This is a genomic window from Micromonospora sp. GCM10011541, assembly GCF_042650725.1.
In the GTDB taxonomy this organism is placed as follows: Bacteria; Actinomycetota; Actinomycetes; order Mycobacteriales; family Micromonosporaceae; genus Micromonospora; species Micromonospora sicca.
Genome location: NZ_JBHSBP010000099.1, coordinates 179694 through 206059, shown reverse-complemented (window position 1 = coordinate 206059; position 26366 = coordinate 179694). Strand labels below are relative to the sequence as shown.

The following is a 26366-nucleotide window of genomic DNA, read 5'->3' as shown; positions in this document are numbered from 1 at the left end:
CCGGGGCCGCACCGGGAACGCGCCGTTGCGCCCACCCTCCGGTCATCGGCCGGCACCTGCGTCAGCGGCTGCCGATGGTCAGCTCGCGGCCAACGACTGGCGGACCAGCTCGAGTGGATGCCGGGCGACCCGCTGCGTGCCGTGCCGGATCTGCTGACGGCAGGACACGCCGGTGGCAGCCACCACGGTGTCGGCCGGCTCCGCCCGGACGGCCGGAAAGAGGCGGTCGTTTCCCACCGCCATCGACAGCTCGTAGTGCTCGGACTCGAACCCGAACGAACCCGCCATCCCGCAGCATCCGGCGTCCAGCTCGACCACCTCGACGCCGGGGATGCGGCGCAGCAACGCCACGGTGGCGGCCGTACCGACCTCGGCCTTCTGATGGCAGTGCCCGTGGTAGAGGATGCGTCGGCCGGACAGCCCCGACTCGGCGAGCCGCAGCCGGCCGGAGTCGATGGCCTCGACCAGCAGTTCCTCGACCTGACGCACCCGGCCGGAGACATCCCGCACGTCAGGGTCGTCGGGAAGCAGTTGCCGGTGTTCGTCGCGCAGGGTCAGGATGCACGAGGGCTCGCACCCGACGATCGGAGATCCGGGCGTCGACGAGCGGGCCAACCTTCTGGCCAGCGACCCTGCCTTCCTTCTGGCGTCGTCGAGCAGGCCCTTGGAGAAGCTGGCGCGACCGCAACATCCCCCGCTCTCCAGCCGGACTGTCCAGCCGGCGGCTTCCAGCAGCTCCACCGCTGCCCGACCGATTCCCGGCTCCGTGAAGGTGGTGAAGGAGTCGGCGAGCAGGGTCACCTCGCCCAGCGGTGCCGTCCCGTCCACCGAGCGGGCGTGGCGGCGGAACCAGCGGACGAGGTTGCGCCGTTGGAAGGCGGGCAGCGGACGGTTCGGCGTGATGCCGGCGGCTCGGTCCATCAGCCCGCGCAGCGGCCGGACACGGCCGGGCAGGTTGGACAGCGGCGCCACGGCCGAGCCAAGGCGGTTGAGCAGCCGGATGGCGCCGAAGAGCCGCGAGCGCAGCGGTACGCCGTGGACGTCGTGGTGCTGTGCGAGGGCCTCGGCCTTGAGCGATGCCATGTCCACCCCGAGCGGACACTCGCTCTTGCACGCCTTGCACATCAGGCACAGGTCGAGGATCTCGTGCAGCCGCTCGTCACCGAGCGCCGTCGCGGGGTCCGGCTCGGAGAGCGCCTTGACCAGTGCGTTCGCCCGTCCCCGGGTGGCATGCTCCTCCTGCCGGGTCGCCATGTACGACGGACACATGGCACCGGTCTCGCTCTTGCGGCACAGCCCGATGTTCATGCACCGGTCCGCGGCCCCCCGCATGCCCCCGACAACGTCGAAGGTCAACCGCGTCCTGATCGGCGGCGCCGGGGGGAGCGCGGCGTCACGCAGGTTCTCGGTCATCGACGGGGCGTCGACGATCTTGCCCGGGTTCATGAGATTCTCCGGGTCGAAGATGCCCTTGACGGTGCGCATCGCCTCGTACAGCTCTTCGCCGAAGATCTCCCGGTTGAACTCGCTGCGGGCCAGGCCGTCGCCGTGCTCGCTGGAGTTGACCCCGCCGTACTCCCGGACAAGATCCTTGATCTCTTCTGCGACCGCGCGCATCGCGCGGACCTGCTCGGGTCTGCTGACGTCCACGAAGGGCCGGATGTGCAGGCAACCGACCGAGCAGTGCCCGTAGAAGCCGGCTTGGAGGCCGTGTCGGTCGAGCACCTCGCGGAAGCGTCTGGTGTAGTCGGCGAGGTGCTTCGGGTCGACCGCGGTGTCCTCGACGAACGCGAGCGGACGCCGGGTCCCGCTGCCGGCGGCCATCAGCAGGCCGAGGCTGGACTTGCGCACCTTGAGCAACGGGGCCTGCTGCTGGGCCGTCTCGGCGCGCAGCGTGTGATACCCGTGGCCGTGCCTGCTCCACAGCGCGGCCAGGCGATCGAGCTGACCGACGAGTTGGCGCTCGTCGTCCCCGCTGAAGGAGACGAAGAGCAGCGCCTCGGGGTCGCCTTCGAGGGTCCGCCCGAGGTCGGCGTACTCGATCTTCTGTCGGGACAGGTCGAGGATGGTGCGGTCCATCATCTCGACCGCCGCCGGGTCGCAGGCCAGGGCGTCCTCGGTCGCCTCGATGGCGCCGAGGACCGACGTGAAATGGCCGACCGCGATCACCGTCCGGCGTGGCTTGGGCACGAGGTCCACGAGGGCCTCGGTCGCGATCACGAGGGTTCCCTCCGACCCGACGACGAACGGGGCGAGGTTGAACGACGGGTCGCCGGCGAGCCGGTCCAGGCGGTAGCCGCAGGCCCGTCGCCAGTACGCCGGAAAGTCCTTCGAGATGGCGCCCGCATACGTCTCCAGCAGGTGCGGCAACTGCCGGTAGAGGCTCCCCTCCAGCGTCCGCAGGGCGGCGCGACGGGCCCGCTCCGCCGGATCCAGCGGGGCGAAGCGGGCCCGGGAGGCGTCGGCGAGCACGACGTCGAGTTCGCGGATGTGATCGATCGTCATCCCGTAGCGGACGGACCCGCTCCCGGCGGAGTTGTTGCCGAGCATCCCACCGATGGTGGCGCGGTTGCTGGTGGACGTGTCCGGCCCGAACATCAGGCCGTGCGCGGCGGCCGCGCGGTTGAGCTGGTCCTGCACGACTCCGGGTTGCACCCGCGCCACCCGGGCGTTCGCGTCGATGTCCAGGATGCGGTGCATGTGCCGGGACAGGTCGAGCACCAGGCCGGGGCCGATCGTCTGCCCGGCGAGGCTCGTGCCACCGCCGCGTGGGACCACCGGTACGCCGTACCTCCCGGCCAGTGAGACGGCGGCCGCGACATCGTCCGCGTGCCGCGGGAACACCACGCCGATCGGTTGGATGGCGTACATGCTCGCGTCCCGGGAGAACAGGTGGCGGGTGTACGCGTCGAAGCCGGTCTCGCCGTCGAGGGCGTGCTCGAGGTCCCGGGCAAGGTCCCGGCCGAGCTCCTCGACGTCCCGGTCGACGCGATCGTCACTGATGGTCACGGTTACTGGCCTCCTCTGTGGACCGGGCGAGGGCGAGATTCGGGGCGGCTCAGGGGCGTTGCAGGCGGTCGAGGGCCGCGTTGATCCCGGTGGTGTCGATCGGAACCCCGGCGGCGACGAGGCCCAGCTGGACACCGGCGAGGGTGCCCGCGAGCATCAGGTCGTTGAAGTCACCCAGATGGCCGATCCGGAAGATCCGTCCGGCGAGCTTGCCGAGACCGGCGCCCAGCGACATGTTGTACCGGTCCAGGATGACGGCACGGATCTTGTCGGCGTCGTACCCGTCGGGGACGATGACGCCGGTCAGCGATCCCGAATGCTCGCGCTCGTCCGCGCAGAGCACCTCGAGGCCCCAGCCGCGGACCGCCAGTCGGGTCGCCTCGGCGTGCCGCTGGTGGCGGGCGTACACGTTGGCCAGGCCTTCCTCGTCGAGCATGCGCAGCGCCTCCCGCAGCCCGTAGAGCAGGTTGGTGGCCGGGGTGTAGGGGAAGAAGCCGCGCTTGTTGGCCTCGATGACCGGCTGCCAGTCCCAGAACGACCGGTGCAGCCGCGCGCTCTTCGACGCGTCCAGTGCCTTCTGGCTGACCGCGTTGAAGCTGAGCCCGGGCGGCAGCATCAGCCCCTTCTGGGAGCCGGCCACCGTGACGTCGACGCCCCACGCGTCGTGCTGGTACTCGATGGATCCCAGCGACGAGATGGTGTCGACGAGCAGCAGTGCCGGGTGGCCGGTCGAGTCGATCGCCTTCCGCACCTCGGCGACCCGGCTCGTCACGCCGGTCGAGGTCTCGTTGTGTACGACCAGGACGGCCTTGATGCGCTGGCCGGTGTCGTCGCGCAGCTTGTCGGCGACCGTCTGCGGGTCGACGCCGTGCCGCCAGTCGCCGGGCACGAGGTCGACCTCGAGGTCGAGTCTGCGCGCCATCTCCCGCCACAACGTCGCGAAGTGGCCCGTCTCGAAGCACACCACGCGCTCCCCGGGACTGAGGGTGTTGACCAGGGCAGCCTCCCAGGCGCCGGTGCCCGACGCCGGATAGATGACGACGGGCTGCGTGGTGCCGAAGACCGGCTTGACGGCCTCGAGCACCTCCAGTGCGAGCTCGGCGAACTGGGGGCCGCGGTGGTCGATGGTGGACGCGGCCATGGCGCGTAGCACCCGGTCCGGCGTGTTGGTGGGGCCCGGGATCTGGAGGAAGTGACGGCCGGTGGGGGTCATACCGAGGCTGCCTCTCAGGTAACAAAGTCCGCCATGCGGAAGTTGTCTACCGCATAACGGAGACCGTATCAACGAACGGCCGGGAGAGCGCAAGCATCCGACCGTCCGGCGGGCCGCCGCGGTCTGTCCCGGCTGGACGGCGCACGGGCCGGCCGGTCGGTGGTCTTGACGGTCGATGTGACATAGCACATACTCCCGAGAACGAAATTTGATTTTCGCATTGCGGAAACAGGTCCGTGTTATGCGGTCCGTGCCGCGGCGGGTGCAGCCCTCCGGTTCCCGCCACCGGTACGCGTCCGTCCAGATGTCTTCTCCGCCCGTCCGAGCGGGACGGACATCTGCCAGCTCGAGTCCGAGGGAGGCAGACGGCGCACCGTCCGAAGTAGACCGAGTTGCCGGCTGGCACGGCTCCTGCCCCACCATCCCGCTGACCTCCGACCCCTCACCCGGGAGGCTCCCATGTCGGTAGAGCTCGTCTCGATCCTCGTCCTAGCCCTCATCTTCGTGATAGCCACGATCCGACCGGTGAACCTCGGCGCGCTCGCGATCGTCGCCGCCTTCATCGTCGGCATCTCGGTCCTCGACGGGGAGGACCTCGGCGAGAAGACCGATGCCGTCTTCGCCGGTTTCCCTGGCGATCTGTTCGTCATCCTCGTCGGCGTCACGTACCTGTTCGCCATCGCGAAGGCCAACGGCACGGTCGACTGGCTCATCCAGACCGCGGTCCGACTGGTCGGGGGCCGGGTCGGGCTGATCCCGTGGATCATGTTCCTGGTGACCGCCTGCCTCACCGCGATCGGGGCCGTGGTCCCGGCGGCGGTGGCGATCATCGCCCCGATCGGCTTGGGCTTCGCGAGGCGGTACAAGATCAACCCGCTCATGATGGGCCTGCTGATCATCAACGGGGCCAGTGCCGGCGGCTTCTCGCCGATCAGCATCTTCGGCAGCATCACCAACGGTGTGGTCGAGAAGGCGGGGCTGCCGGGCAACCCGACCCTGCTCTTCCTGGCCTCGTTCCTCGTCAACCTCGCCATCAGCCTCGCCGCGTACTTCATGTGGGGCGGCCGCGAACTGCTCACCCGCCGGGCCCTCGACACCGGCACCGGCACCATCGACGAAGCGGACCTGGTCAGCGCCACCCGCACCGGTACGACGAGGGACCGGCGCGCGGAGCCGGCCGCCGACCCCGCCGCGGAGGGAGCCTCGGACTCCGGCGTCAGCCTCGCCGACGAAGACGCCGCCGGCGCCCGTCCGGCCGGCGGCGCCGTCGCGGTCGCCGCGGGGTCGGCCCCTTCGCCCGTGCCCGCCCAGGCGACCAGGTCGTCGGGGGGAGCCGCCACCACCACCACGACCGTGCCGGCCGAGGCGGAGGCGTCGCTCAGGCTGGACCGGGACCGGATCATGACGGTGATCGGGCTGTTGGGCCTCGCCGTCGCCGCGCTCTTCTTCGACCTCAACGTCGGCATGGTCGCCGTCACCGTGGCCGCGATCCTCACCCTGCTCTCACCGGAGTCGGCCAAGAATGCCGTCAACCACGTCGCCTGGCCCACCGTGCTGCTCGTCTGCGGCATCGTCATGTACGTCGGCGTCATGCAGAGCATCGGCACGATCGACTGGCTCGGTCAGGAGGTCGCCACCATCGGTGCCCCGTTGATGGCCGCGCTCGTCATCTGCTTCATCGGCGGTGCGGTGTCCGCGTTCGCTTCGACGACCGGCATCCTCGGCGCCCTGATTCCGCTCGCCGTACCGTTCCTGACCGGCAGCAACGCCGTCGGGGCGGTCGGACTGATCACCGCTCTGGCGCTCTCGTCGTCCATCGTCGACTCGAGCCCGTACTCGACGAGCGGTGCGCTCACCGTCGCCAACGCGACCGACGAACAGCGGGAGTACGTCTACCAGGGCCTTATGCGCTGGGGCTTCAGCATGGTGGTGATCATCCCCATCGTCACGTGGCTCATCTTCGTCGTGCCCGGCTGGCTTTGATCCGCACCTGGCGCAACTCGGCGATCTGCCGACGGCCGGCCTGACGGGGCAGCGGGGAGGGACGGGCGTTCCGTCCCTCCCCGCTCCCGATGCCGGCCGAGGGCGGGTGAAAGCCGGTCGCCGCAGACCCGACAGAGGACACGACGTGTACGACGAGCAACTGGTGAGGGCCTTCGCCGAGGCGAGACTGAACGGCGTTGCCGGCCCCGGCGCGACCGCCGCCACTCAGGACGTCCACGAGGCACTGGGCCTGCAGTTGGCCGTCCTCGACCGGCTGGTGGCCGCAGGCGAGCGACTGGCCGGCTGGAAGGTGGGACTCACCTCCGGCCCGCGTCGAGACGTGATGGGGAAGGGCTTCCGGCCGTTCGGTTATCTCCTGGAGAGCCGTACGCTCGGCTCGGGGGACGTGCTCGGCCATGACCGGATCAGGTCGTGCTACCTGGAGCCGGAGCTGTGCCTCGTGCTCGGCGCGCCGTTGCGCGGCGACCGCATCGATCCGGCAGCCGCGAGGTCCGCCGTGCGGGCGGTCGCGCCGGCGTTCGAACTGAACGAACGCCGGCTGAGTGCGCAGGCGGACGACCCCACCACCATCGCCGACGGCCTGGGCAACTGGGGCATCGTGGTCGGCCCGGAGGTGCCCGTGCGGTCCGCCCTCACCGGGACCACGGCCGAACTGTGGCACGACGACGCCCTGGTCGCCACCCGGACCCCCGGTGATGCCATGGACGACCCGTTCCTGTCGCTGTCGCGCCTCTGCGCGCTGCTGCACCGATACGGCCGCGGACTCGAAGCCGGCCAACGGGTGATCACGGGATCGTTCTGCAACCAGAGCGTGCAGGGTCCGGGCGCCTGGCGGGCCGTCTTTCCGGGCATCGGAGACGTGGCAGTGCGGTTCGCGTGACCCGTCGATCGTGCGACGCTCAACCCTCGCCCTGATCCAGGCGTTCGCCCTGGCCGGGCGGCTGGCCACCGGCCCCCGCGCCGACCGTACCCCCATCTGTCGCCGGGGCCGCTGCGATCGCGAAACGATCCCGGTCTGATCACGGGTCTTGACATCCGTCAGTAATCTTCAGACCCTTTGTTTGGCCACCGAATTTACTGGCGGAAGGAAGTGCTCCGATGACGGCTGCGACCTCGGGTCCACGCCTGCGGGACGTCAACCGGGTCGCCGTGCTCGCCCTGATCGGCCGACACGGACCGATCTCGCGCGCCGACGTCGCCCGCCGGCTGGGCCTGAGCCCGCCGACCGTCACCGCGGTCACCCGCTCGCTGATCGAGGCCGGCGTCATCCGCAAGGTCGACGACGGCGTCCCGCGGGGCGGCCGACCGAGCGAGCTGCTCGCGGTGGTGGGTCCGGCCGGGCACGCGGTCGGGGTCAAGGTCGCCGCCGGGCGCCTGACCGGCGTGCGCGCCGACCTCGACGGCACCCTGCTCGACACGTTCTCCGCACCGTTCGACGAGGCCGCCGTCAACCCGTTCGAAGCGTTGTCCGCGCTGCTCGCGCCGCACCTGGCCGCCGTCGACGACGCGCCGCTGCTCGGGATCGGGCTCGGTGTCCCCGGCTTCGTCGACAGCCGTACCGGACTGGTGGAGGCGCCGCTGCTGGGCTGGCGGCACATGCCACTGCGGGATTACCTGAGCCAGCTGCTCGACGTGCCGGTGCTCGTGGACAACGACGTCAACACCCTGGCGGCGTACGAGCACCTGTACGGGCTGGGCCGGCCGTACGACGACTTTCTGACCATCACCCTCGGGCAGGGTGTCGGCGCGGCCGTCGTCTCCGGTGGCGACCTGCGCCGCGGCGGGCACGGCGCGGCCGGTGAACTCGGGCACCTGCCGATCGATCCGGCCGGGCCGCCCTGCCACTGCGGCAAGCGCGGCTGCCTCGAGACGTACGTCTGCGACGGCGCGCTCGTCGAACAGGCGCGCGAGGTGGGTGCCGTCGGTCCGGACGCCGGGCCGGCCGACCTGCGCGCGGCGGCCGACAACGGGCACGCCGGCGCCCGGGCCGTCTACCGTGCCGCCGGAGCCCGGCTCGGCACCGTCGCGGCCGGGCTGGCCACCGTGCTCGACCCGCAGGCGGTGCTGGTCAGCGGCGAAGGGACCCTGGCCTGGACGCACCTGGCCGAAGGATTCCTCACCGCCCTGCGCGCCGGCATGTTCCCGCCGCTGGCCGACGGGGTCAGCGTGCACGTCGACCCGTGGGACGACACGAAGTGGGCGCTGGGCGCGGCCGCCCTGGTGCTCCGGGCGCCGTTCACGATGAACGCCGAGCCGCACGCCGACGCCATCCGGGCGCGGCTGGCCGCCTTTCGCGGTGCCGAGGTGGCCCAGTGACCGGGCCACGTACCGCCACCCCCGCAGCCCCCACGGCGCGGGCGAAAGCTCCGACGCCACGCGTCCGCCGATCCGGTGCCGCCCGCCGCCGGTTGCGCACGGCCGTCGCGGCGGCCGGCTTCCTCGCCCCCAGCATGCTCCTGCTGCTCGGCTTCTGGATCGGCCCGATGGTGGGCACGGCCTGGGTGAGCCTGCAGGACTGGAATTTGATCGGCGTGCCCACCTTCGTCGGGTTGGACAACTACACCGAACTGCTCGGCGACGCCGAGTTCCACGCCGCGCTCGGCCACACGCTGGCCTATCTGGCCGGCTATCTGCCGCTGGTGCTGGTCTGCGGGCTCGCCGTGGCACTGCTGCTGGACGCCAAGCTCCCCGCGATGACCCTCTACCGGGCCACCTTCTTCCTGCCGGTGATCAGCAGCTGGGTCGCCGTGTCACTGCTGTGGAAGTGGCTGCTCAACCCGGCCGACGGGCTGGTCAACCGCATCCTCGGCGCGCTCGGCGTGCCGGGACCCGGGTGGTGGACCGACCCGGACTGGGCGATGCCCTCGGTGGTGCTCGCCTCCGTCTGGAAGGACGTCGGGTTCGTCGCGGTGATCCTGCTCGCGGGCCTGCAGGCCATCCCGCGCGACCTGCTGGAGGCCGCCGCCCTCGACGGGGCCGGCTGGTGGCGCAAGCTGCGCAGCATCACGCTGCCGATGATCTCCCCGTCGCTGTTCTTCGTCACCGTGATCAGCCTGATCAACGGCTTCCAGGTCTTCGACCAGGTGTGGGTGATGACCGAGGGCGGTCCGGGTGGCGCGTCCAGCGTCGTGGTCGAGCAGATCGTCAACAACGCCTTCTCGTACGGGCGGGTCGGCTACGCCTCGGCGATGAGCATCGTGCTCTTCGCGGTGATCCTCCTGGTCACCCTGGCCCAGCTCCGACTTCAGCGCAGGTGGGTGCACTATGAGTAGGAAGATCCTGCGGTATCTCGCGCTCACGCTCGGCGCCGTGGCGATGCTCGGGCCGTTCGCGTGGATGCTGATCACCTCGCTCACCGGCGACCCGCAGCTCGCCCGGGTGGACGCGCCCCTGCTACCCGATCCGCCCACCATCGAGCCCTACGGCCGGCTCGGCGAGGCCTTCCCGTTCTGGCGCTTCGCCGCCAACAGCGTGGGCGTCGCCGTCGTGTCCACCCTGCTTCAGCTCTTCACCAGCGCCACCGCCGCCTACGCGTTCAGCCGGCTGCGCTTCCGGGGCAGCGGCGCGGTGTTCGTGCTCTACCTCGCTACGATGATGATCCCGATGCAGGTGATCATCGTCCCGCTGTTCATCGAGATGCGCCACCTCGGGCTGGTCGACAGCTACGCCGGGCTGCTGCTGCCCACGATCGTCTCCAGCTTCGGCGTGTTCATGCTCCGGCAGGCCTTCCTGGCGCTGCCGATGGAGCTGGACGAGGCAGCCTACGTCGACGGGGCCGGACACCTGCGGGTCTTCGCCCAGGTGCTGCTGCCGCTGGTCGCCCCGGCGCTGGCCACCTTCGCCGTCTTCGCCTTCATGTCCAGCTGGAACGCGTTCCTCTGGCCGCTGGTCATCGCGCAGACCGAGGCGCACATGACCCTGCCGGTCGGCCTGTCGCTGCTCCAGGGGCGGTACAGCACCGCCTGGAACGTGGTCATGGCCGGCTCCACCATGTCCGTCCTGCCGATCCTCGCGCTCTACGTCTTCGCCCAGCGCTACGTCGTGCGCGGCATCACCTTCACCGGAATCAAGTCCTAGCCCCCCACCGCACACCCCCGAGGAGAGATCCGATGACCACAAGAAGACGAGTCCTGGCAGCTGCCGCCGGAGCGCTCGCCGCGGTGAGCCTGCTCGCCGCGTGCGGGCAGGACGCGTCCGGCGGCGCGGACGACGGCGCCACCGGCACCGTCACCTACTTCACCTTCTCCGCCGCGCCGGACCACCTGAAGGACCTCGACGCGATCAAGGCCGAGTTCGAGAAGCAGAACCCGGGCATCACCGTGCAGGTGCAGACGGCCGCGTACGACGACTACTTCACGAAGCTGCAGACGGCGATCGCCGGCGGCACGGCGCCGGACACGTTCGAGCTCAACTACGAGAACTTCGTGACGTACGCCCGAGCCGGCGCCCTGCTGCCGCTCGACGAGCGGGCCAAGGCCGACCAGGACTACGACGCGAACCGGCTGTACCCGAAGGCGCGGGAAGCCTTCCAGTTCAAGGGCAAGCTGTACGCGGTGCCGTCGACGTTCTCCGACGTGGTGCTCTTCTACAACAAGAAGCTCTTCGACGCGGCCGGTGTCGCCCACCCCACGGCGGACTGGACCTGGGCCGACGAGCGGGCGGCGGCGGAGAAGCTGACCAACAAGGCCAAGGGCGTCTACGGCGACTACCAGCCGGTCACCTTCCACGAGTTCTACAAGGCCCTCGCTCAGAACGGCGGCTCGTTCCTCTCGGAGGACGGCAAGAAGGCGACGTTCAACGACGCCAAGGGCCTCGAGGCGGCGCAGTGGCTGCTCAGCAAGCCGGGCACGGTGCAGCCGACCGTCGCCGAGATCGGCGGCAAGGCCGACTACGACACCGCCCTGTTCACGTCCGGCAAGCTCGCCATGTGGCACAACGGGATCTGGCAGATCTCCAAGCTCGCGGGCACCGCCGGGCTGGACTTCGACATCGTCACCGAGCCCGGTAACACCCGGAAGGCCAACGCGGTGTTCATGAACGCCACGGCGGTGTCCGCGAAGACCAAGAAGGCCACCGCGGCCTGGAAGTGGGCCAGGTTCCTCGGCAGCTCGCAGAAGGCCGTGGAGACCCGGCTCGCCTCCAACTGGGAGCTGCCGGCGGTCAGCGACCAGGCCGCGTTCGACAGCTATCTGAAGAAGACGCCGCCGGCCAACCGCAAGGCCGTCTTCGACGCGCTGGCGGACATCGCGCTCCCGCCGGTGCTCGACGCGCAGCAGTCGAAGATGCAGGACATCGTCACCCAGGCGCTGGAGAAGGCCGCCTCCGGCCAGGCCACCCCGCAGCAGGCGCTCGACGACGCGGCGGCCGCGGTCACCGCCCTCATCAAGTAACCGACCCGAGCGGGGCGCGGCCGTTTCGCACTCGGCCGCGCCCCGCGCAGGACCACACCGACACCTCCTGGAGGAGCCCCGTGCCGACCGCCGCACGGTCCGACCTGCGCACGCTGGTCGAGTCCAGCCTCACCCTCATCGAGGCCCACCAGCATCCGTCCGGCGCCTACCCGGCCAGCCCCGACTACCCCGTCTACCGGTACAGCTGGCTGCGCGACGGGGCCTTCATCGCCGACGCCATGAGCCGGGCCGGTCGGGTGGACAGCGCCGACCGGTTCCTCCGGTGGTGCGCCACGGTGATCGACTCCCGCGCCGACCGGATCGCCGACCTTGTCGCGCGGGCCGACCGGGGCGAGGAGATCGGCGCCGACGAGATGCTGCCGACCCGGTACACCCTCGACGGCGGCGACGGTGACGAGCCCTGGTGGAACTTTCAGCTCGACGGGTACGGCACCTGGCTGTGGGTACTCGTGACGCACACGGCGCGGCACGGGCGGCCGATCGACGCGTACCGGCCCGCGATCGGGTCCACGGTGGACTACCTGGTCGCGTTTGGCGATCGGCCCTGTTACGACTGGTGGGAGGAGCACGCCGAGCACCGGCACGTCGCCACGCTCGGTGCGGTGCTGGCCGGGCTGCGCGCCGTCGTCCACGCCCGCGACGTGCACGGCGAGCCGCTGCTCGGCCCCGCCCGTGCCGCCGCCGCTGCCACGGTCGACAAGCTCGGGGCGCTCGTCGCCACCGACGGCATCGCGGACGGGCACCTCACCAAGTGGCTGGGCGGCACGGCCGTCGACGGCAGCCTGCTGGCCTGCCTCACCCCCTTCGAGGTGGTCGACCCGCGCGGCCCGGTCGCCGAACGCACCTACCACCAGGTACGCGACCAGCTGCTGCGCGGCGGCGTCTACCGCTACCTCGGCGACACCTTCTACGGCGGCGGGGAGTGGCTGATCCTCACCGCCTGGCTGGGCTGGCACGAGGCGCGTACCGGCCGGACCGAGGCGGCGCTGGGCCGCCTGGACTGGATCGCCGCCCAGGCCACCCCCGAGGGCCACCTGCCCGAGCAGGTCAGCGGCAACACCCAGCGCCCCGGACACATCACCGAGTGGACCGAGCGGTGGGGGCCCGTCGCCACCCCCCTGCTGTGGTCGCACGCCATGTTCGTCACGCTCGCCCTGGAGGTCGGACTGTGAATGACCACCTGATCAGCCACCGCCCCGCCGGGACCGGCCACCCGTACCGGTACGACCTGGACCAGCGCGTCCCGGTGCATCCGCTGCGCGGCGAGGAGTACGAGATCCGGGTGCTCACCGACCCGCAGGTGACCGAGGTCCGGGTCGAGTTCGGCGACGGCACGCAGGTGCCCGCCGAGCGGGTCGACCCGGCCACGGTGACCCTCGACTTCGGTGCGCCCGCCGCCCCGCCGGCCGGCTCGGCGGGTCACCTGGCCGCCGCCGCCTCGGCCGCCCCGGACACCGGCGGCCGCACGGCATGGCTCGCCCGGGCCACGGCGGGCGGGGACGACGCGTACGCCGTCGCCGGCCGGACCGCGGCGGGCGGTGAGGTCCGCACGGACGCCTTCGGAGTACGGCCGCTGGCCTGGCAGCCCGACGGCGGGCGGCTCGAGGTGCGCGACCCCGACGGCGCCGGCGTCCTCGACCCCGACAGCGTCGAGTGGCTGACCGGCAGCGACGGACCCCGGCGGGTGCGCTTCGCGTTGCGGCTGGCCGAGGGCGAACACGTGGTCGGCTTCGGTGAGCGGTTCCACGCGCTCGACCAGCGCGGCCAGGTGCTCGACGCGACGGTGTTCGAGCAGTACAAGCGGCAGGGACACCGCAGCTACCTGCCGATGCCGTTCGCGGTGGTCGTCGGCGGGGAGGCCGGCTGGGGCTTCCATGTGGTGACCAGCCGGCGGACCTGGTACGACGTCGGCGCCTCCCGCCCGGACCGCATCCTCATCGAGGCCGAGATCGACCCGGGGACGCCCGTCCTGCCGCTGCGGCTGTACACCGGCGAGCCGGTGACGGTCGTGCGGAAGTTCCTCACCGAAACCGGGCAGCCCCCGCTGCCACCGGCCTGGGTGTTCCGGCCGTGGATGAGCGGGAACGAGTGGAACACGCAGGCCCGAGTGCTGGCCGAGGTGCGCCGCAGCCTCGCCGAGGACATCCCGGTCGGGGCGGTCGTCATCGAGGCCTGGAGCGACGAGGCGACCTTCGTGGCGTTCCGCGACGCGCGCTACGAGGTGCATCCCGACGGCGCGCCGCACCGCCTCGCCGACTTCGAGTTCCCAGCCGACGGGGCCTGGCCCGATCCGAAGGCGATGATCGACGAGCTGCACGAGGCCGGCGTGAAGGTGCTGCTCTGGCAGATCCCACTGATCCCGACCGACCGCGGCAACGACGGCCAGGTCGCCGCTGACCTCGCGACGCTCGCCGCGCGCGGCTACGCCGTCCGGGAGGCCGACGGCTCACCGCACCGCAACCGCGGCTGGTGGTTCCCCGGCGCGCTGCTGCCCGACTGGACCAACCCCGAGGCCCGGCGTTGGTGGCTGGACAAGCGCCGCTACCTGGTCGAGGAGCTCGGCGTCGACGGCTTCAAGACCGACGGTGGCGAGCACCCGTGGGGTCACGATCTGCGGTACTCCGACGGATCACGCGGCGACGAGGGGAACAACCTCTTCCCGGTGCGATACGCGGCCGCCTACCACGAACTGATGCGGTCAGCGGGGACCGACGGCCTGACGTTCAGCCGGGCCGGCTTCACCGGGTCCGCCGCCTTTCCCGCGCACTGGGCCGGCGACGAGGACTCCACCTGGGAGGCGTACCGGGCGTCGATCACCGCCGGCCTGACCGCCGGTGTCGGCGGCATCTTCTTCTGGGGCTGGGACCTGGCCGGCTTCTCCGGGGACATCCCGGACGCCGAGCTGTACCTGCGTTCGGCGGCGGCCGCCTGTTTCGCCCCGATCATGCAGTACCACTCCGAGTTCAACCACCATCGCGACCCGTCGGTGGACCGTACGCCGTGGAACATCGCCGAGCGCACCGGGGAGCAGCGGGTGCTGGAGGTCTTCCGGCGCTTCGCCCGGCTGCGCGAGGAACTCGTGCCGTACCTGGTGGACCAGGCGGAGCGGTCGGTGCGGACCGGAAAACCATTGATGCGACCGCTCTTCTTCGACCACCCCGACGACAAGCGGGTCTGGGACTGGCCGCAGCAGTGGCAACTCGGCGACGACCTGCTCGTCGCCCCGGTCACCGAACCCGGGGCCACGACGTGGCCGGTGTGGCTGCCGGCGGGGGAGTGGGAGGACTTCTTCACCGGCGAGCGGCACAGTGGCCCGGTCGAGGTTCACCGGAGGGTGCCGATCGACGAGATCCCGGTCTACCGCCGCCTGGCTTGATCCACCCGGCCGCGCCGGCCACGAATGCGAGTGGCTCCGCCGGCTGCGCCGCCGACCCGTGCGGCGCAGCCGGCGCGTCAGACCTGCGTGATCACGTCCTTGCCGTACGCGGTGAGGGTCTTCTCCTTGTCGTCGTGCATGAGGTAGAGGGCGAAGTTGTGGACCCCGATCTCCTTGAGCTCCTGCAGTCGGTCGACGTGCGCCGACTCGGGTCCGACCAGACAGAACCGGTCGACGATCTCGTCGGGTACGAAGTCGGTGGACGGATTGCCGGCGCGACCGTGGTGTGAATAGTCGTAACCCTCGCGGCCCTTGATGTAGTCGGTCAGCGCCTTAGGCACGACCCCGGAGTCGCCGTAGCGGGCGACCAGGTCGGCCACGTGATTGCCGACCATGCCGCCGAACCAGCGCAACTGGTCCCGTTGGTGCGCAAGATTCGTGCCCACGTACGCAGGTGCGGCCACACACATGGTGATCGAGTCGGGGTCCCGGCCCGCGGCGATGGCCGCGTCGCGTACCGAACCGATCGTCCACCGGGCGATGTCGGGATCGGCCGTCTGCAGGATGAAGCCGTCGGCCTGCTCGCCGACCAGCCGCAACGCTTTCGGGCCGTACGCGGCCATCCAGATCTCCAGCCTGCCGTCACGCACCCACGGGATGCGCACCGGCGTGCCGTGATGCTCGACCTCGTTGCCCTCGGCCAGCTCCTTGATCACGTGCATGGCCTCGCTCAGCGTGGCCAAGCTCGCCGGCGGTTGGCCGATGACCCGCCGGGCCGAGTCGCCGCGGCCGATCCCGCACACCGTGCGGTTGCCGAACATCTCGTTGAGGGTGGCGAAGAGCGACGCGGTGACCGACCAGTCGCGCGTGCTCGGGTTGGTCACCATCGGCCCGACGATCAGGTGTTTGGTCGCGGCGAGGACCTGCGAGTAGATGACGAACGGCTCCTGCCACAATACGCAGGAGTCGAACGTCCATCCGTAGCGGAAGCCGTTGTCCTCGGCGGCGGTGAGACCCGCCACGACGTCGCGAGCCGGCGGGTCGGTCTGGAGTACGACACCGAAGTCCACGGTCCCTCCTTGGTCAGACCAGGTATTGACTGAGATCGCGCTTGAGGAACGTGCCGTGTCCCGCCGCGCCATGGAAGGCGTTGTCGTCGACGACGACCCGACCACGGGACAGCACGGTGGAGACCTTCCCGGTCAGCTCCATGCCCTCGTACGCGGAGTAGTCCACCTTCATGTGGTGGGTGCTGGCCGAGATGGTCTGCCTGGCCGTCGGGTCGTACACCGTGAGGTCCGCGTCCGCGCCGGGCGCGATGACGCCCTTGCGCGGGTAGAGGCCGAACATCCTGGCGGGCGTGGTGGAGCTGATCTCCACCCAGCGCGGCAGGGTGATCTCGCCTTTCACGACGCCCTGATAGAGCAGGTCCATCCGGTGCTCGACGCCCGGCATCCCGTTCGGGATCTTGGAGAAGTCGCCCCGGCCCAGCTCCTTCTGGTCCTTGAAGCAGAACGGGCAGTGATCGGTCGACACCAGCGACAGGTCGTTGGTGCGCAGGCCCCGCCACAGTTCCGCCTGGTGCTCCTTGGGTCGCAGCGGGGGAGAGGCGACGTACTTCGCGCCCTCGAAGTCCGGCTTGGCCAGATCGTCCAGGGACAGGAACAGGTACTGCGGGCAGGTCTCCGCGAACACGTTCTGGCCGGTGTCGCGGGCCTGGGTGACCGCGTCGAGGGCGTGCGCGGCGGACAGGTGCACGATGTACAGCGGCGAGCCGGTGACCTTTGCCAGCGTGATCGCCCGTGAGGTGGCCTCGCCCTCCAGCTCGGGCGGCCGGGTCAGCCCGTGCTGCACCGGGTCCGTGTGACCGCTGGCCAGCGCTTGGGCGACGAGCTGGTCGATGGCGATGCCGTTCTCCGCGTGCATCATGATCATCGAGCCGGTGTCCCGGGCCTTCTGCATCGCCCGCAGGATCTCCCCATCCGTGGCGTAGAAGACACCCGGATAGGCCATGAACATCTTGAACGTGTTGACGCCCGCGTCGATGCAGGCCTCCATCTCCTTGAGAGACGTGTCGTTGACGTCTGAAATGATCATGTGGAAGCCGTAGTCGATCGCGCAGTTTCCGTCGGCCTTGCTGTGCCACTTGTCCAGCGCGGACAGCAGGGACGTTCCCTTGCCCTGTACGGCGAAGTCCACGATGGTCGTCGTGCCGCCCCAGGCTGCCGCGATCGTCCCGGTCTCGAAATTATCCGCCGAGAATGTCCCGCCGAACGGCATCTCCATGTGCGTGTGGCCGTCGATGCCGCCCGGCACCACGTACTTCCCGGCGGCGTCGATCACGCGCTCGGCGCCGGACGCCCACTGCTGCGCCAGACCTGAGTCGGGCGCGGCAAGCGCCGCGATCCGCTCGCCCTCCACCAGCACGTCGGCCGGGTACGCCCCGGTGGCGTTGACGACTGTTCCGTTCCGGATGACGATGCTCACGGCGTCACCAGCGATTCGTACGTGTCGGGCCGCCGGTCGCGGTAGAACGCCCACAGGTCACGGACCTCGGCCAGCTTGTCCATGTCCAGGTCGCGCACGACGACCTCGTCCTCGGTGTCGGACGCCGCGTCGCCGACCAACTGCCCGCGCGGGTCGACGAAGTACGACTGGCCGTAGAAGTCGTTGTCGCCCAACGGTTCCACGCCGACCCGGTTGATCGCGCCGACGTAGTACTCGTTGGCGACCGCGGCCGCGGGCTGCTCCAGCCGCCACAGATACTCCGACAGGCCGCGACTTGTGGCGGAGGGGTTGAAGACGATCTTCGCGCCGGCCAGGCCCAGCGCCCGCCAGCCCTCCGGGAAGTGCCGCTCATAGCAGATGTAGACGCCGATGCGGCCGACCGCGGTGTCGAACACCGGATAGCCGAGGTTTCCCGGCCTGAAGTAGAACTTCTCCCAGAACCCCTTCACCTGCGGAATGTGGTTCTTGCGGTGCTTGCCGAGGTAGGTGCCGTCGGCGTCGATCACAGCGGCGGTGTTGTAGTAGACGCCCGGCTGTTCCTGCTCGTACATCGGCACGATCAGCACCACGCCGTGCTGCTCGGCGACCTCGCGCATCAGCGCGGTGGTCGGCCCGTCCGGGATCGCCTCGGTGTAGGAGTAGTAGTCCGCGTCCTGGATCTGGCAGAAGTACGGGCCGTAGAACAACTCCTGCAGGCAGACCACCTGTGCGCCCTGGGACGCGGCGCGGCGGATGGCCTCGACCGCGTTGGCGATCATCGACTCCTTGTCGCCGGTCCACTTCTGCTGCACCAGCCCGGCTCGGATGATGTTGCTCATTTCTCCCCCTTCGCGTGCGAGGTGCGCGGCATCGACAGCGCCAGGTAGACGAGGAACCCGCCGATCAGACCGACCACCCAGCTGTAGTCGTAGAGCGGCTTGAGGAACGGGATGAGCCCGTCGGAGGGGAACGGCCCCTTGCCGGGTGCGGAGTAGGCGCCACCCACCGCGAGGACCGCGCCGACGACGGTGGCGACGATGGCGGCCCAGTTCCACCCGCCGGAGAACCAGTACCTGCCCTCGGGGCGGTAGAGGGCCGGCAGTTGGAGGCTGGTGCGGTAGCGGATCCAGTACCCGGCGATGAGTACGCCGGCGACGGCGCCGAGCAGGCCACCGTAGAACCCGAGCCAGACGAAGATGTAGATGTTGGGGTCCTGCACCAGGCGCCACGGCTGGATCAGGATGCCGAGCACGCCGGTGATCAGGCCGCCGGTCCGGAAGTTGATCAGTCGGGGCAGGGCGTTTGAGAAGTCGTACGCGGGGCTGACCGTGTTCGCCGCGACGTTCACCGACAGCGTGGCGACCACGACGGTGAACAGGCCGAGCGCGACGACCAGCGGGTTCTCGAACTTGGCCGCGAGCTGGATGGGGTCCCAGATCGCCTCGCCGTAGATCACGGCCGTGCCCGAGGTGATCATGATCGACAGGAGGGCGAAGAACGACATCGTGGTGGGTAGACCGAGGACCTGGCCGTACGCCTGCTGCCGCTGACTGCCGCCGAACCGGGTGAAGTCGGGGATGTTCAGCGACAGCGTCGCCCAGAACGCGATCATCCCCATCAGCGACGGCGCGAACAGCTTCCAGAAGTCGGCGCCCCAGCCCAGCTTCGACGGCTCGGACAGGATCGGGCCGAGCCCGCCCGCCTCGACCATCACCCAGATCAGCAGGGCGACGGCGACCACGATGACGAACGGCGCCGCCCAGTTCTCGAAGCGCCGCAGGGTGTCCATGCCCCGCCAGATGATCGCCATCTCGATCGCCCAGAACAGGAAGAACGAGGCCCACAGCGTCCACGGGTGGTCCATCACCGTCGCCGCGTCGACCCACCAGGAGCCCAGCAGCTTGCCGGCGATGGCGTAGATCGCCTCGCCGCCGATCCAGGTCTGGATGCCGAACCAGCCGCACGCGATGAAGGCGCGGAGCAGGGCCGGGAGGTTCGCGCCGCGGACCCCGTAGAACGCGCGGGCGAAGACCGGGAACGGAATGCCGTACTTCGTGCCCGCGTGGCTGTTCAACAGCATCGGGATCAGGACGAGCAGATTGCCCAGCGTGATCGTGAGGAACGCCTGCACCCAGTTCATGCCGAGCTGGATGAGCCCGGCGGCGAGCAGGTAGGTGGGGATGTTGTGCGCCATGCCGATCCACAGCGCCGCGAAGTTGTACGTGGTCCAGGTGCGCTTCTCGATGGGTACCGGGGCGAGCTCTTCGTTGAAGTACGGGCTGCCGGCGATCGTGGAGAAGTCACGCAGCTCGACTCGGCCATCGGGATGGGTGATCTGTGTGCCCGGCTCGACCGCGGTGGTTTCGGCGGGGGGCAGGGGTTCAACGGCCATCGCTCACCTCGCTGTTGCGCTGCCGCAACAGTGGCCGGCCAACCGGCGCGGGTGCTGCGGGTGGGGGCGGATCAGCTCGATCTTTATCTCGGAATGGTGGGTGTCCCGGACCCGCCACGGGCAGCGGCAAAGTGTCCACGCTTGCCGTGATCAGGGCACACTGTGTCCACCGGCACGGCCGCACCGGGCTGTCAATCGGCGCGGTGGCTCGATTCGCAACTCCTGCTGGACCCTTGACCCGTCACGCCTCGTCGAGTTCGTGCACCAAAAGCGCGACGTAAAGCGACAGCATCGACTCCGGGTCCTCCAGCGACACCCCGAGCACCTGCGCGATCCGCGACAGCTGCTGGTAGTAGGCCGTCCGGGACAGGTGCGCGGCGGCTGCCGCCGCCGACTTGTTCCCGCCCTGCTCGCAGAAGCAGCGCAACAGCTCCACGAGCCGGGTGCGCTGGTTGGCGTCCCGCGCCAACAGCGGACCCAACTCGCGGTCCGCGAATGCCCGGACCCGCTCGTCCTCCCGCAACAGATGCAGCAGGCCGCGCAGGCGCACATTGTCCAGCTTGTGGTAGAGCTGCGTGCCGGGGGAGCGTAGGGCCGCCCCCGCCACATGCGCGGCCTCGCCCAGGCTGCGGCGCACCTCGGCGACGTGGGACACCGTGGTGCCGACCGCCACCAGCACCGGACCGGCCGCGGAACGATGCACCTCTCTGGCCAACCGGCGCAGTACCGCGTCGACCCCGGCCTGCGCGGGCAGCGACAACAACGCCCGAACGCTCGTGTCGTCCACGACCCCCACCAGGGCGGGCACGGCCACCCGCCGTGCGGCCAACGCGGTCGCCTCCGCCAGGTCGCGCAACACCTCCTGCCAGGCCAGCGCAGGGGCGCGCGGCGTCCCCGTCGCGGGCCGGATCGCCACCCCGACCAGCTGCCGCCGCTCGAGGCCGACGCCCAGCGCGGCCGCCCGGGCGGCCAGATCCGGCGGCGGTACCGCCTGACCGAGCAGTTGCGCGAGCAACATCCGGTGCGTCTGCCGCTCCAGACTCTCCCGATCGCGTGCCACCAGCCGATGTACCGCCAGCGCCGACGCGGCCCGCTCGGCGACCACCACGTGCCGGTGCGGCGGAGGAGCCGGCGAGAGCAGGACCAGGCGGCCCCAGTCCGCGCCCTGCGCGCCGACCATCGTGACCAACCAGCCGGACTCCTCGTCGTACGCGGTCCGCTCCGGCGCGGCCATCGACCGGGACCGCTGACCCCAGTCGGCCAGCAGCTCGGTGGGATTCTGCCCGGCCGCGTCGTACGCGAGCACCTCGTGCCCCAGCGTCTCCAGCACCACCGGCAGTCCGGAGATCCTGGCCACCTCGCGCAGCACCTCGGCCGGCTCCGCCCCGGCCACGGTGAGCGACGTGAACGTCTCGTGCACCTGCTCGGCAGCCCGCAGCTCGGCGAGCTGGGCGTCGACGATCAGCGCCACCACCGCCTCGGTGACGGACACGAACCTCGTCTCCTCCGCGAGCGTGATCAGGGGGAGTCGGTGCCGGTCGGCCGCTGCCACGAGCGCCTCCGGTATCCCGTCACTCCACCGCCGGACCAACTCGATCACCAGTCCCGCCGCGCGGACCGCCGCCAGGTCGGCCACGTACCTCGTCAGCGCCGCCGCCTCGTCCGGCAGCGCGATTCCGGTGGTCAGCACCAGTTCTCCGCCGCGCAGCAGGTGCGCGATGTCGGCGACCTCCGCCACGTGGACCCAGCGGACCCGGCCCTGCATGCCGGCCGACCCGGCCACCACCTGCGGCTTCGCGCGCCGGATCACCGGCAGCGCGATGGCTTCTGCGACGGAGGGATACATCGCGGCCTCCTGTGGGAGGGACTGCACAGAACGTAATGCCGTTGCCCCCGAAGCGGCACAGGTTGTGCGTAGCGGTTGGACAACGATTGCCGCCACACTCGCCGTACGGGCGAGATACGGGAGGACGCGATGGCGCACCGCGAGCTGCTGGCCAGACACCGGTCCGTGATGCCGAACTGGCTGGCGCTGTACTACGAGCAGCCGATCGAGATCGCCAGCGCGCACGGTCGCCGGGTGACCGATCGCGAGGGACGAACCTACCTCGACTTCTTCGCCGGCATTCTCACCAACGCCATCGGCTACGACGTGGCCGAGATCAGCGACGCGATTCGCTCGCAGCTCGACACCGGCGTGCTGCACTCGTCCACGCTCTACCTGATCAAGTCGCAGGTCGAACTCGCGGAGAAGATCGCAGAGCTGTCCGGCATCCCGGACGCCAAGGTGTTCTTCACCAACTCGGGCACCGAGGCGAACGAGACCGCGCTGATGCTCGCCACCCAGTACCGCCGCAGCGAGCAGGTGCTCGCCCTGCGCAACTCCTACCACGGCCGCGCATTCGCCACCGTCGCGATCACCGGCATCCGCGGCTGGTCGGCCAGCGCCCTCAGCCCGATCAAGGTGAGCTGGGTGCACGGCGGCTACCGCTACCGCAGCCCCTTCCGCGAACTGTCCGACGCGGACTACATCAAGGCCTGCGTGGCGGACCTGCGCGAGGTCATCGAAACGACCACGGCGGGGGACGTCGCCTGCATGATCGTCGAGCCGATCCAAGGGGTCGGTGGCTTCACCACCCCGCCCGACGGGTTGTTCGGCGAGTTCAAGAAGGTGCTCGACGAGTACGGCATCCTCCTCGTCTCCGACGAGGTGCAGACCGGCTGGGGCCGCACCGGCGAGCACTTCTGGGGCATCCAGGCGCACGACGTCGTGCCCGACGCGATCACCTTCGCCAAGGGCCTGGGCAACGGCCTCGCCATCGGGGGCGTCGTCGCCCGTGCCAACCTCACGGACTGCCTGCGGGCCAACTCCATCTCCACCTTCGGTGGCAACCCGCTCGCCACCACCGGTGCTCTGGCCGCGCTGAACTACCTGCTGGAGCACGACCTCCAGGCCAACGCCGGAAGGCTGGGCAGCCGTCTGCTCGACGGCCTGCGCGCGGTCGCCGCGGCGCAACCCGTGGTCGGTGACGTCCGCGGCAAGGGCCTGATGATCGCGCTGGAGCTCGTCGGACCCGACGGCGAGCCCAACCCGGCGGCCGCCGTGGCGCTGCTCGAGGAAACCCGGGACCGGGGGTTGCTCGTCGGCAAGGGCGGCCTGTACGGCAACGTCATCCGCCTGGCGCCGCCGATGACGCTGACCCAGGCCGAGGCGGAGGAGGCACTCGAGATCCTCGCCCAGTCGATCGAGGCCGTGGCCAAGGAGGTGCAGCAGCGATGAGGACCACCCACTGGATCGGCGGCAAGCCGTGGAACGGTGTCGCCGAACGCACCGGTGACATCTACGACCCCGCCACCGGCCAGGTCGCCGGACAGGTCGACTTCGCGACCGCCGAGGTCGTCGACGAAGCGGTCGCCGCCGCCGGCGAGGCGTTCTCCCGATGGCGTACCGCGTCCCTCGCCCACCGGACGAACGTGATGTTCTCCTTCCGGGACCGCCTCCATGCCCGCCGGTCCGACCTCGCGCAGATCATCACCGCCGAGCACGGCAAGGTGCTGTCCGACGCGGCGGGGGAGATCCAACGCGGGCTGGAGAACGTCGAGTTCGCCTGCGGGATCCCGCAGATGCTGAAGGGCGGGTTCAGCGAGAACGCCTCGACCCAGGTGGACGTGTACTCCATCCGCCAGCCGCTCGGCGTGGTCGGCGTGATCACCCCGTTCAACTTCCCGGCGATGGTGCCGCTCTGGTTCGTGCCCAACGCGATCGCGTGCGGCAACACCGTGGTGCTCAAGCCGAGCGAGAAGGACCCGTCGTCGGCGAACTTCCTGGCGGAGCTCTTCGCGGAGGCCGGGCTACCGGACGGTGTCCTCAACGTCGTGCACGGCGACAAGGAAGCGGTCGATCGGATCCTCGAGCACCCCAGCGTGAAGGCCATCTCGTTCGTCGGCTCCACCCCGATCGCCCGCCACGTCTACCGGACGGGCACCCACCACGGGAAGCGGGTGCAGGCGCTCGGTGGGGCGAAGAACCACATGGTCGTACTGCCGGACGCCGACCTCGACCTCGCCGCGGACGCCGCCGTCTCGGCCGGCTTCGGCTCGGCCGGTGAACGGTGCATGGCTATCTCCGCCGTCGTGGCCGTCGACCCCGTCGGTGACGGGCTGGTCGCCAAGATCGGCGAGCGGATGGCCGCGCTGCGTGTCGGCGACGGCCGTCGCCCGGGCTGCGAGATGGGACCGCTGGTCACCGGTGCCCACCGCGACCGGGTGCTGTCCTACCTCGACGCCGGCCGGTCGGCGGGGGCGCAGCTGGTGGTCGACGGGCGGAGCCACCCGATCGACGGTGAGCAAGCCGGATTCTGGCTCGGGCCGACCCTCTTCGACTACGTCGACACCGACATGTCCATCTACACCGACGAGATCTTCGGACCGGTGCTCTCGGTGGTGCGGGTGCCCAGCTACGACGCCGCCGTCGAGCTGGTCAACGCCAACCCGTACGGCAACGGCGCGGCAATCTTCACCAACGACGGCGGCGCGGCGCGCCGCTATCAGAACGAGGTCGAAGTAGGCATGGTCGGGGTGAACGTCCCCATCCCGGTCCCGGTGTCGTACTACTCCTTCGGTGGCTGGAAGGACTCACTGTTCGGTGACGCACACGCGTACGGGCCGGAAGGGGTGAACTTCTTTGTCAGGTCCAAGGTGGTCACCAGCCGGTGGCTCGACCCGTCCCACGGTGGGGTGAACCTCGGCTTCCCACAGAACACTTGAGCACCTGACCCGGCGTCGGGCGGTCAGCCGGGCCAGGAGCGCCAGTGGGCGGCGTAGGCGCCGCCGGCACGGACCAGCTCGTCGCGGCTGCCGAGTTCGATGATGCGGCCGTCCTCCAGCACCGCGCCCCGGTCCGCGGCGTGCGCGGTGTTGAGCCGGTGGGCGATTCGATGACGGTACGGCCGGTCAGCACGGCGGCCAGCGCCCGCTCGGTGCGCCGCGAGCCGCTGCCCGGGGGCGCGGACGCCCTGCCCCGCGGTTCCGGCGGCACCTGACCGACGCCCAGCACGCGGGCGAACGAGGCGAAGCCTCGCTGCGCCTGCTCCATCCAGAGCAACAGCCGGTCCCCGGCGTGGAGGTTGGATTCGCCCCGCCGGCGGATGAGCGCCCGGAACCGCAGATCGACGACACGGATCTGGGGTCGCTGGGCTGATCCAGGCCCGATCAGCCTGCCGGTCGGCCAGACTGCAAGGGTGAAAGTCGCCGCGCCCACGATCAGGTGGACGCCGTGGCGGTTCGTGACCGCGTTCGGCGTGGTCAGCCTGCTGTCGGACGTGGTGTACGAGGGCGCCCGCTCGGTCATCGGCCCCTACCTGGCCACCCTCGGCGCGTCCGCGACCCTCGTCGGGCTGGTCACCGGCGTGGGGGAGGCGTTCGCCCTGGCGGGACGGCTGGGCACCGGACCGCTCGCGGACCGTACCCGGGCCTACTGGCCGCTCGTCCTGGTCGGCTACGCCGTGACCATGGTCGCCGTGCCCGCCCTCGGGCTGACCACCGCGTTGTGGCTGGCTGCCGCGCTCTTCATCGCGGAGCGTGCCGGCAAGGCGATCCGCGGCCCGGCGAGGGATGTCATGCTCTCCCACGCCGCTGCGGCCACGGGCCGCGGCAAGGGCTTCGCCGTCCATGAGGCGCTCGACCAGGCCGGCGGCGTCGCCGGGCCGTTGCTGGTCGCCGCCGTACTGGCCGCCACCGCTTACGACTACCGGCCCGCGTTCCTCACCTTGGCCGTGCCCGGCGTGGCCGGGATGCTCCTGCTGCTGTGGCTACGCGCCGGCGTGCCCGACCCGGGTCGCTTCGAGCCGGGCCCTCGACCCGGCGCAGCGCCGGCCCCGCCGGGCGCCCGGCTGCCCCGCGTGTTCTGGACCTATCTGGCGTTCACGGTGCTGACCACGGCCGGCTACGCCACCTTCGGGGTGCTCAGCTTCCACCTCGCCACCCGCCACGTCGTACCGGTGGCGGTGGTCCCGGTCGTGTACGCCGCCGCGATGGGCGTCGACGCGGTCGCCGCGCTGGCCTCCGGGTGGCTGTACGACCGGGCCGGCGTCCGGGTACTGGCCGCCGTACCCGTCCTGACCGCCCTGATCCCGCTGGCCGCCTTCACCACCACCCCGGTCACCGCGGTCGCCGGGGCCCTGGCCTGGGGCGCGGTGCTCGGCATCCAGGAATCCACCATGCGGGCGACCATCGCCGACATCGTCCCCGCCGCGCGGCGAGGCACCGCCTACGGCATCTTCGCCGCCGGGTTGGGCGCGGCGACCCTGGTCGGCGGGCTGCTCACCGGAGCCCTCTACGACTACTCGATCACCGCCGTGATCATCACCGTGGCGGGCATCCAGGCCGGTGCCCTGATCCTGTTCCTCGCCATCGTTCGACCGGCTACCCCTGCCCGGGCTGCCTGAGCCGGCGGCGGAAACCGTCGCACGCCGC

The 26366-nt window shown here is 70.6% G+C and carries 18 protein-coding genes and 1 pseudogene; 11 read left to right on the top strand and 8 right to left on the bottom strand.

Annotated features, from left to right (window positions below; translation table 11 throughout):
* Positions 1-78 precede the first annotated feature (78 nt).
* Complete coding sequence (locus ACFOYX_RS33175; protein ID WP_322438718.1) at positions 79-3009, bottom strand: FAD-linked oxidase C-terminal domain-containing protein; 2931 nt, start codon at positions 3007-3009, stop codon at positions 79-81.
* Between the two features lie 49 nt (positions 3010-3058).
* Positions 3059-4222 carry an aminotransferase class V-fold PLP-dependent enzyme gene (locus tag ACFOYX_RS33170; protein WP_322438717.1) on the bottom strand — a complete coding sequence of 388 codons (1164 nt, stop codon included), beginning with the start codon at positions 4220-4222 and terminating at the stop codon, positions 3059-3061.
* A gap of 459 nt (positions 4223-4681) precedes the next feature.
* On the opposite strand from ACFOYX_RS33170, the gene ACFOYX_RS33165 reads away from it, so the two are divergent.
* From ACFOYX_RS33165 to ACFOYX_RS33130, 8 genes are all read left to right on the top strand, one after another.
* Positions 4682-6205 (top strand): SLC13 family permease, encoded by a 1524-nt coding sequence (locus ACFOYX_RS33165; protein ID WP_322438716.1) that lies wholly within the window; start codon positions 4682-4684, stop codon positions 6203-6205.
* 145 nt (positions 6206-6350) lie between these two features.
* A complete protein-coding gene (locus tag ACFOYX_RS33160; RefSeq protein WP_322438715.1) occupies positions 6351-7106 on the top strand; it encodes a hypothetical protein in 756 nt (251 codons plus the stop codon).
* 218 nt (positions 7107-7324) lie between these two features.
* Positions 7325-8542 (top strand): ROK family transcriptional regulator, encoded by a 1218-nt coding sequence (locus tag ACFOYX_RS33155; protein ID WP_322438714.1) that lies wholly within the window; start codon positions 7325-7327, stop codon positions 8540-8542.
* Positions 8539-9498: a sugar ABC transporter permease gene (locus ACFOYX_RS33150; RefSeq protein WP_322438713.1), complete on the top strand. Its 960-nt coding sequence runs from the start codon at positions 8539-8541 to the stop codon at positions 9496-9498. The genes ACFOYX_RS33155 and ACFOYX_RS33150 overlap by 4 nt, the downstream gene beginning before the upstream one ends.
* Positions 9491-10303, top strand: a complete 813-nt coding sequence (locus ACFOYX_RS33145; protein ID WP_109804498.1) for a carbohydrate ABC transporter permease — start codon at positions 9491-9493, stop codon at positions 10301-10303. The genes ACFOYX_RS33150 and ACFOYX_RS33145 overlap by 8 nt, the downstream gene beginning before the upstream one ends.
* A gap of 32 nt (positions 10304-10335) precedes the next feature.
* On the top strand, positions 10336-11616 hold the full coding sequence (locus tag ACFOYX_RS33140; RefSeq protein ID WP_322438712.1) for a sugar ABC transporter substrate-binding protein: 1281 nt from the start codon (positions 10336-10338) through the stop codon (positions 11614-11616).
* A gap of 80 nt (positions 11617-11696) precedes the next feature.
* Positions 11697-12809: a glycoside hydrolase family 15 protein gene (locus ACFOYX_RS33135; RefSeq protein WP_238455035.1), complete on the top strand. Its 1113-nt coding sequence runs from the start codon at positions 11697-11699 to the stop codon at positions 12807-12809.
* Positions 12806-15013 (top strand): TIM-barrel domain-containing protein, encoded by a 2208-nt coding sequence (locus ACFOYX_RS33130; protein ID WP_322438711.1) that lies wholly within the window; start codon positions 12806-12808, stop codon positions 15011-15013. Before ACFOYX_RS33135 ends, ACFOYX_RS33130 begins: the two co-directional genes overlap by 4 nt.
* 77 nt (positions 15014-15090) lie before the next feature.
* Here ACFOYX_RS33130 and ACFOYX_RS33125 read toward each other — a convergent pair whose 3' ends face one another.
* The 5 genes from ACFOYX_RS33125 to ACFOYX_RS33105 form a co-directional block, all read right to left on the bottom strand.
* Complete coding sequence (locus ACFOYX_RS33125; protein ID WP_238453167.1) at positions 15091-16083, bottom strand: TIGR03842 family LLM class F420-dependent oxidoreductase; 993 nt, start codon at positions 16081-16083, stop codon at positions 15091-15093.
* 13 nt (positions 16084-16096) lie between these two features.
* Entirely contained in the window at positions 16097-17500 is a 1404-nt protein-coding gene (hydA, locus tag ACFOYX_RS33120; RefSeq protein ID WP_322438710.1) for a dihydropyrimidinase, read from the bottom strand.
* On the bottom strand, positions 17497-18339 hold the full coding sequence (locus ACFOYX_RS33115; RefSeq protein WP_322438709.1) for a nitrilase-related carbon-nitrogen hydrolase: 843 nt from the start codon (positions 18337-18339) through the stop codon (positions 17497-17499). The genes hydA and ACFOYX_RS33115 overlap by 4 nt, the downstream gene beginning before the upstream one ends.
* On the bottom strand, positions 18336-19892 hold the full coding sequence (locus ACFOYX_RS33110) for an NCS1 family nucleobase:cation symporter-1 (protein WP_322438708.1): 1557 nt from the start codon (positions 19890-19892) through the stop codon (positions 18336-18338). Before ACFOYX_RS33110 ends, ACFOYX_RS33115 begins: the two co-directional genes overlap by 4 nt.
* Positions 19893-20133: 241 nt before the next feature.
* A complete protein-coding gene (locus ACFOYX_RS33105; protein ID WP_109804491.1) occupies positions 20134-21738 on the bottom strand; it encodes a PucR family transcriptional regulator ligand-binding domain-containing protein in 1605 nt (534 codons plus the stop codon).
* Between the two features lie 129 nt (positions 21739-21867).
* On the opposite strand from ACFOYX_RS33105, the gene ACFOYX_RS33100 reads away from it, so the two are divergent.
* Together ACFOYX_RS33100 and ACFOYX_RS33095 are read left to right on the top strand one after the other, a co-directional pair.
* Positions 21868-23172 carry an aspartate aminotransferase family protein gene (locus ACFOYX_RS33100; RefSeq protein ID WP_322438707.1) on the top strand — a complete coding sequence of 435 codons (1305 nt, stop codon included), beginning with the start codon at positions 21868-21870 and terminating at the stop codon, positions 23170-23172.
* Positions 23169-24659 carry a CoA-acylating methylmalonate-semialdehyde dehydrogenase gene (locus tag ACFOYX_RS33095; protein WP_322438706.1) on the top strand — a complete coding sequence of 497 codons (1491 nt, stop codon included), beginning with the start codon at positions 23169-23171 and terminating at the stop codon, positions 24657-24659. The genes ACFOYX_RS33100 and ACFOYX_RS33095 overlap by 4 nt, the downstream gene beginning before the upstream one ends.
* Positions 24660-24682: 23 nt before the next feature.
* Here ACFOYX_RS33095 and ACFOYX_RS33090 read toward each other — a convergent pair.
* Positions 24683-24882 (bottom strand): annotated as a pseudogene (locus ACFOYX_RS33090) (ABC transporter ATP-binding protein); the annotation flags it as partial.
* Between the two features lie 250 nt (positions 24883-25132).
* Here ACFOYX_RS33090 and ACFOYX_RS33085 point away from each other — a divergent pair.
* A complete protein-coding gene (locus ACFOYX_RS33085; RefSeq protein ID WP_238453160.1) occupies positions 25133-26338 on the top strand; it encodes an MFS transporter in 1206 nt (401 codons plus the stop codon).
* The last annotated feature ends 28 nt before the right edge of the window (positions 26339-26366 follow it).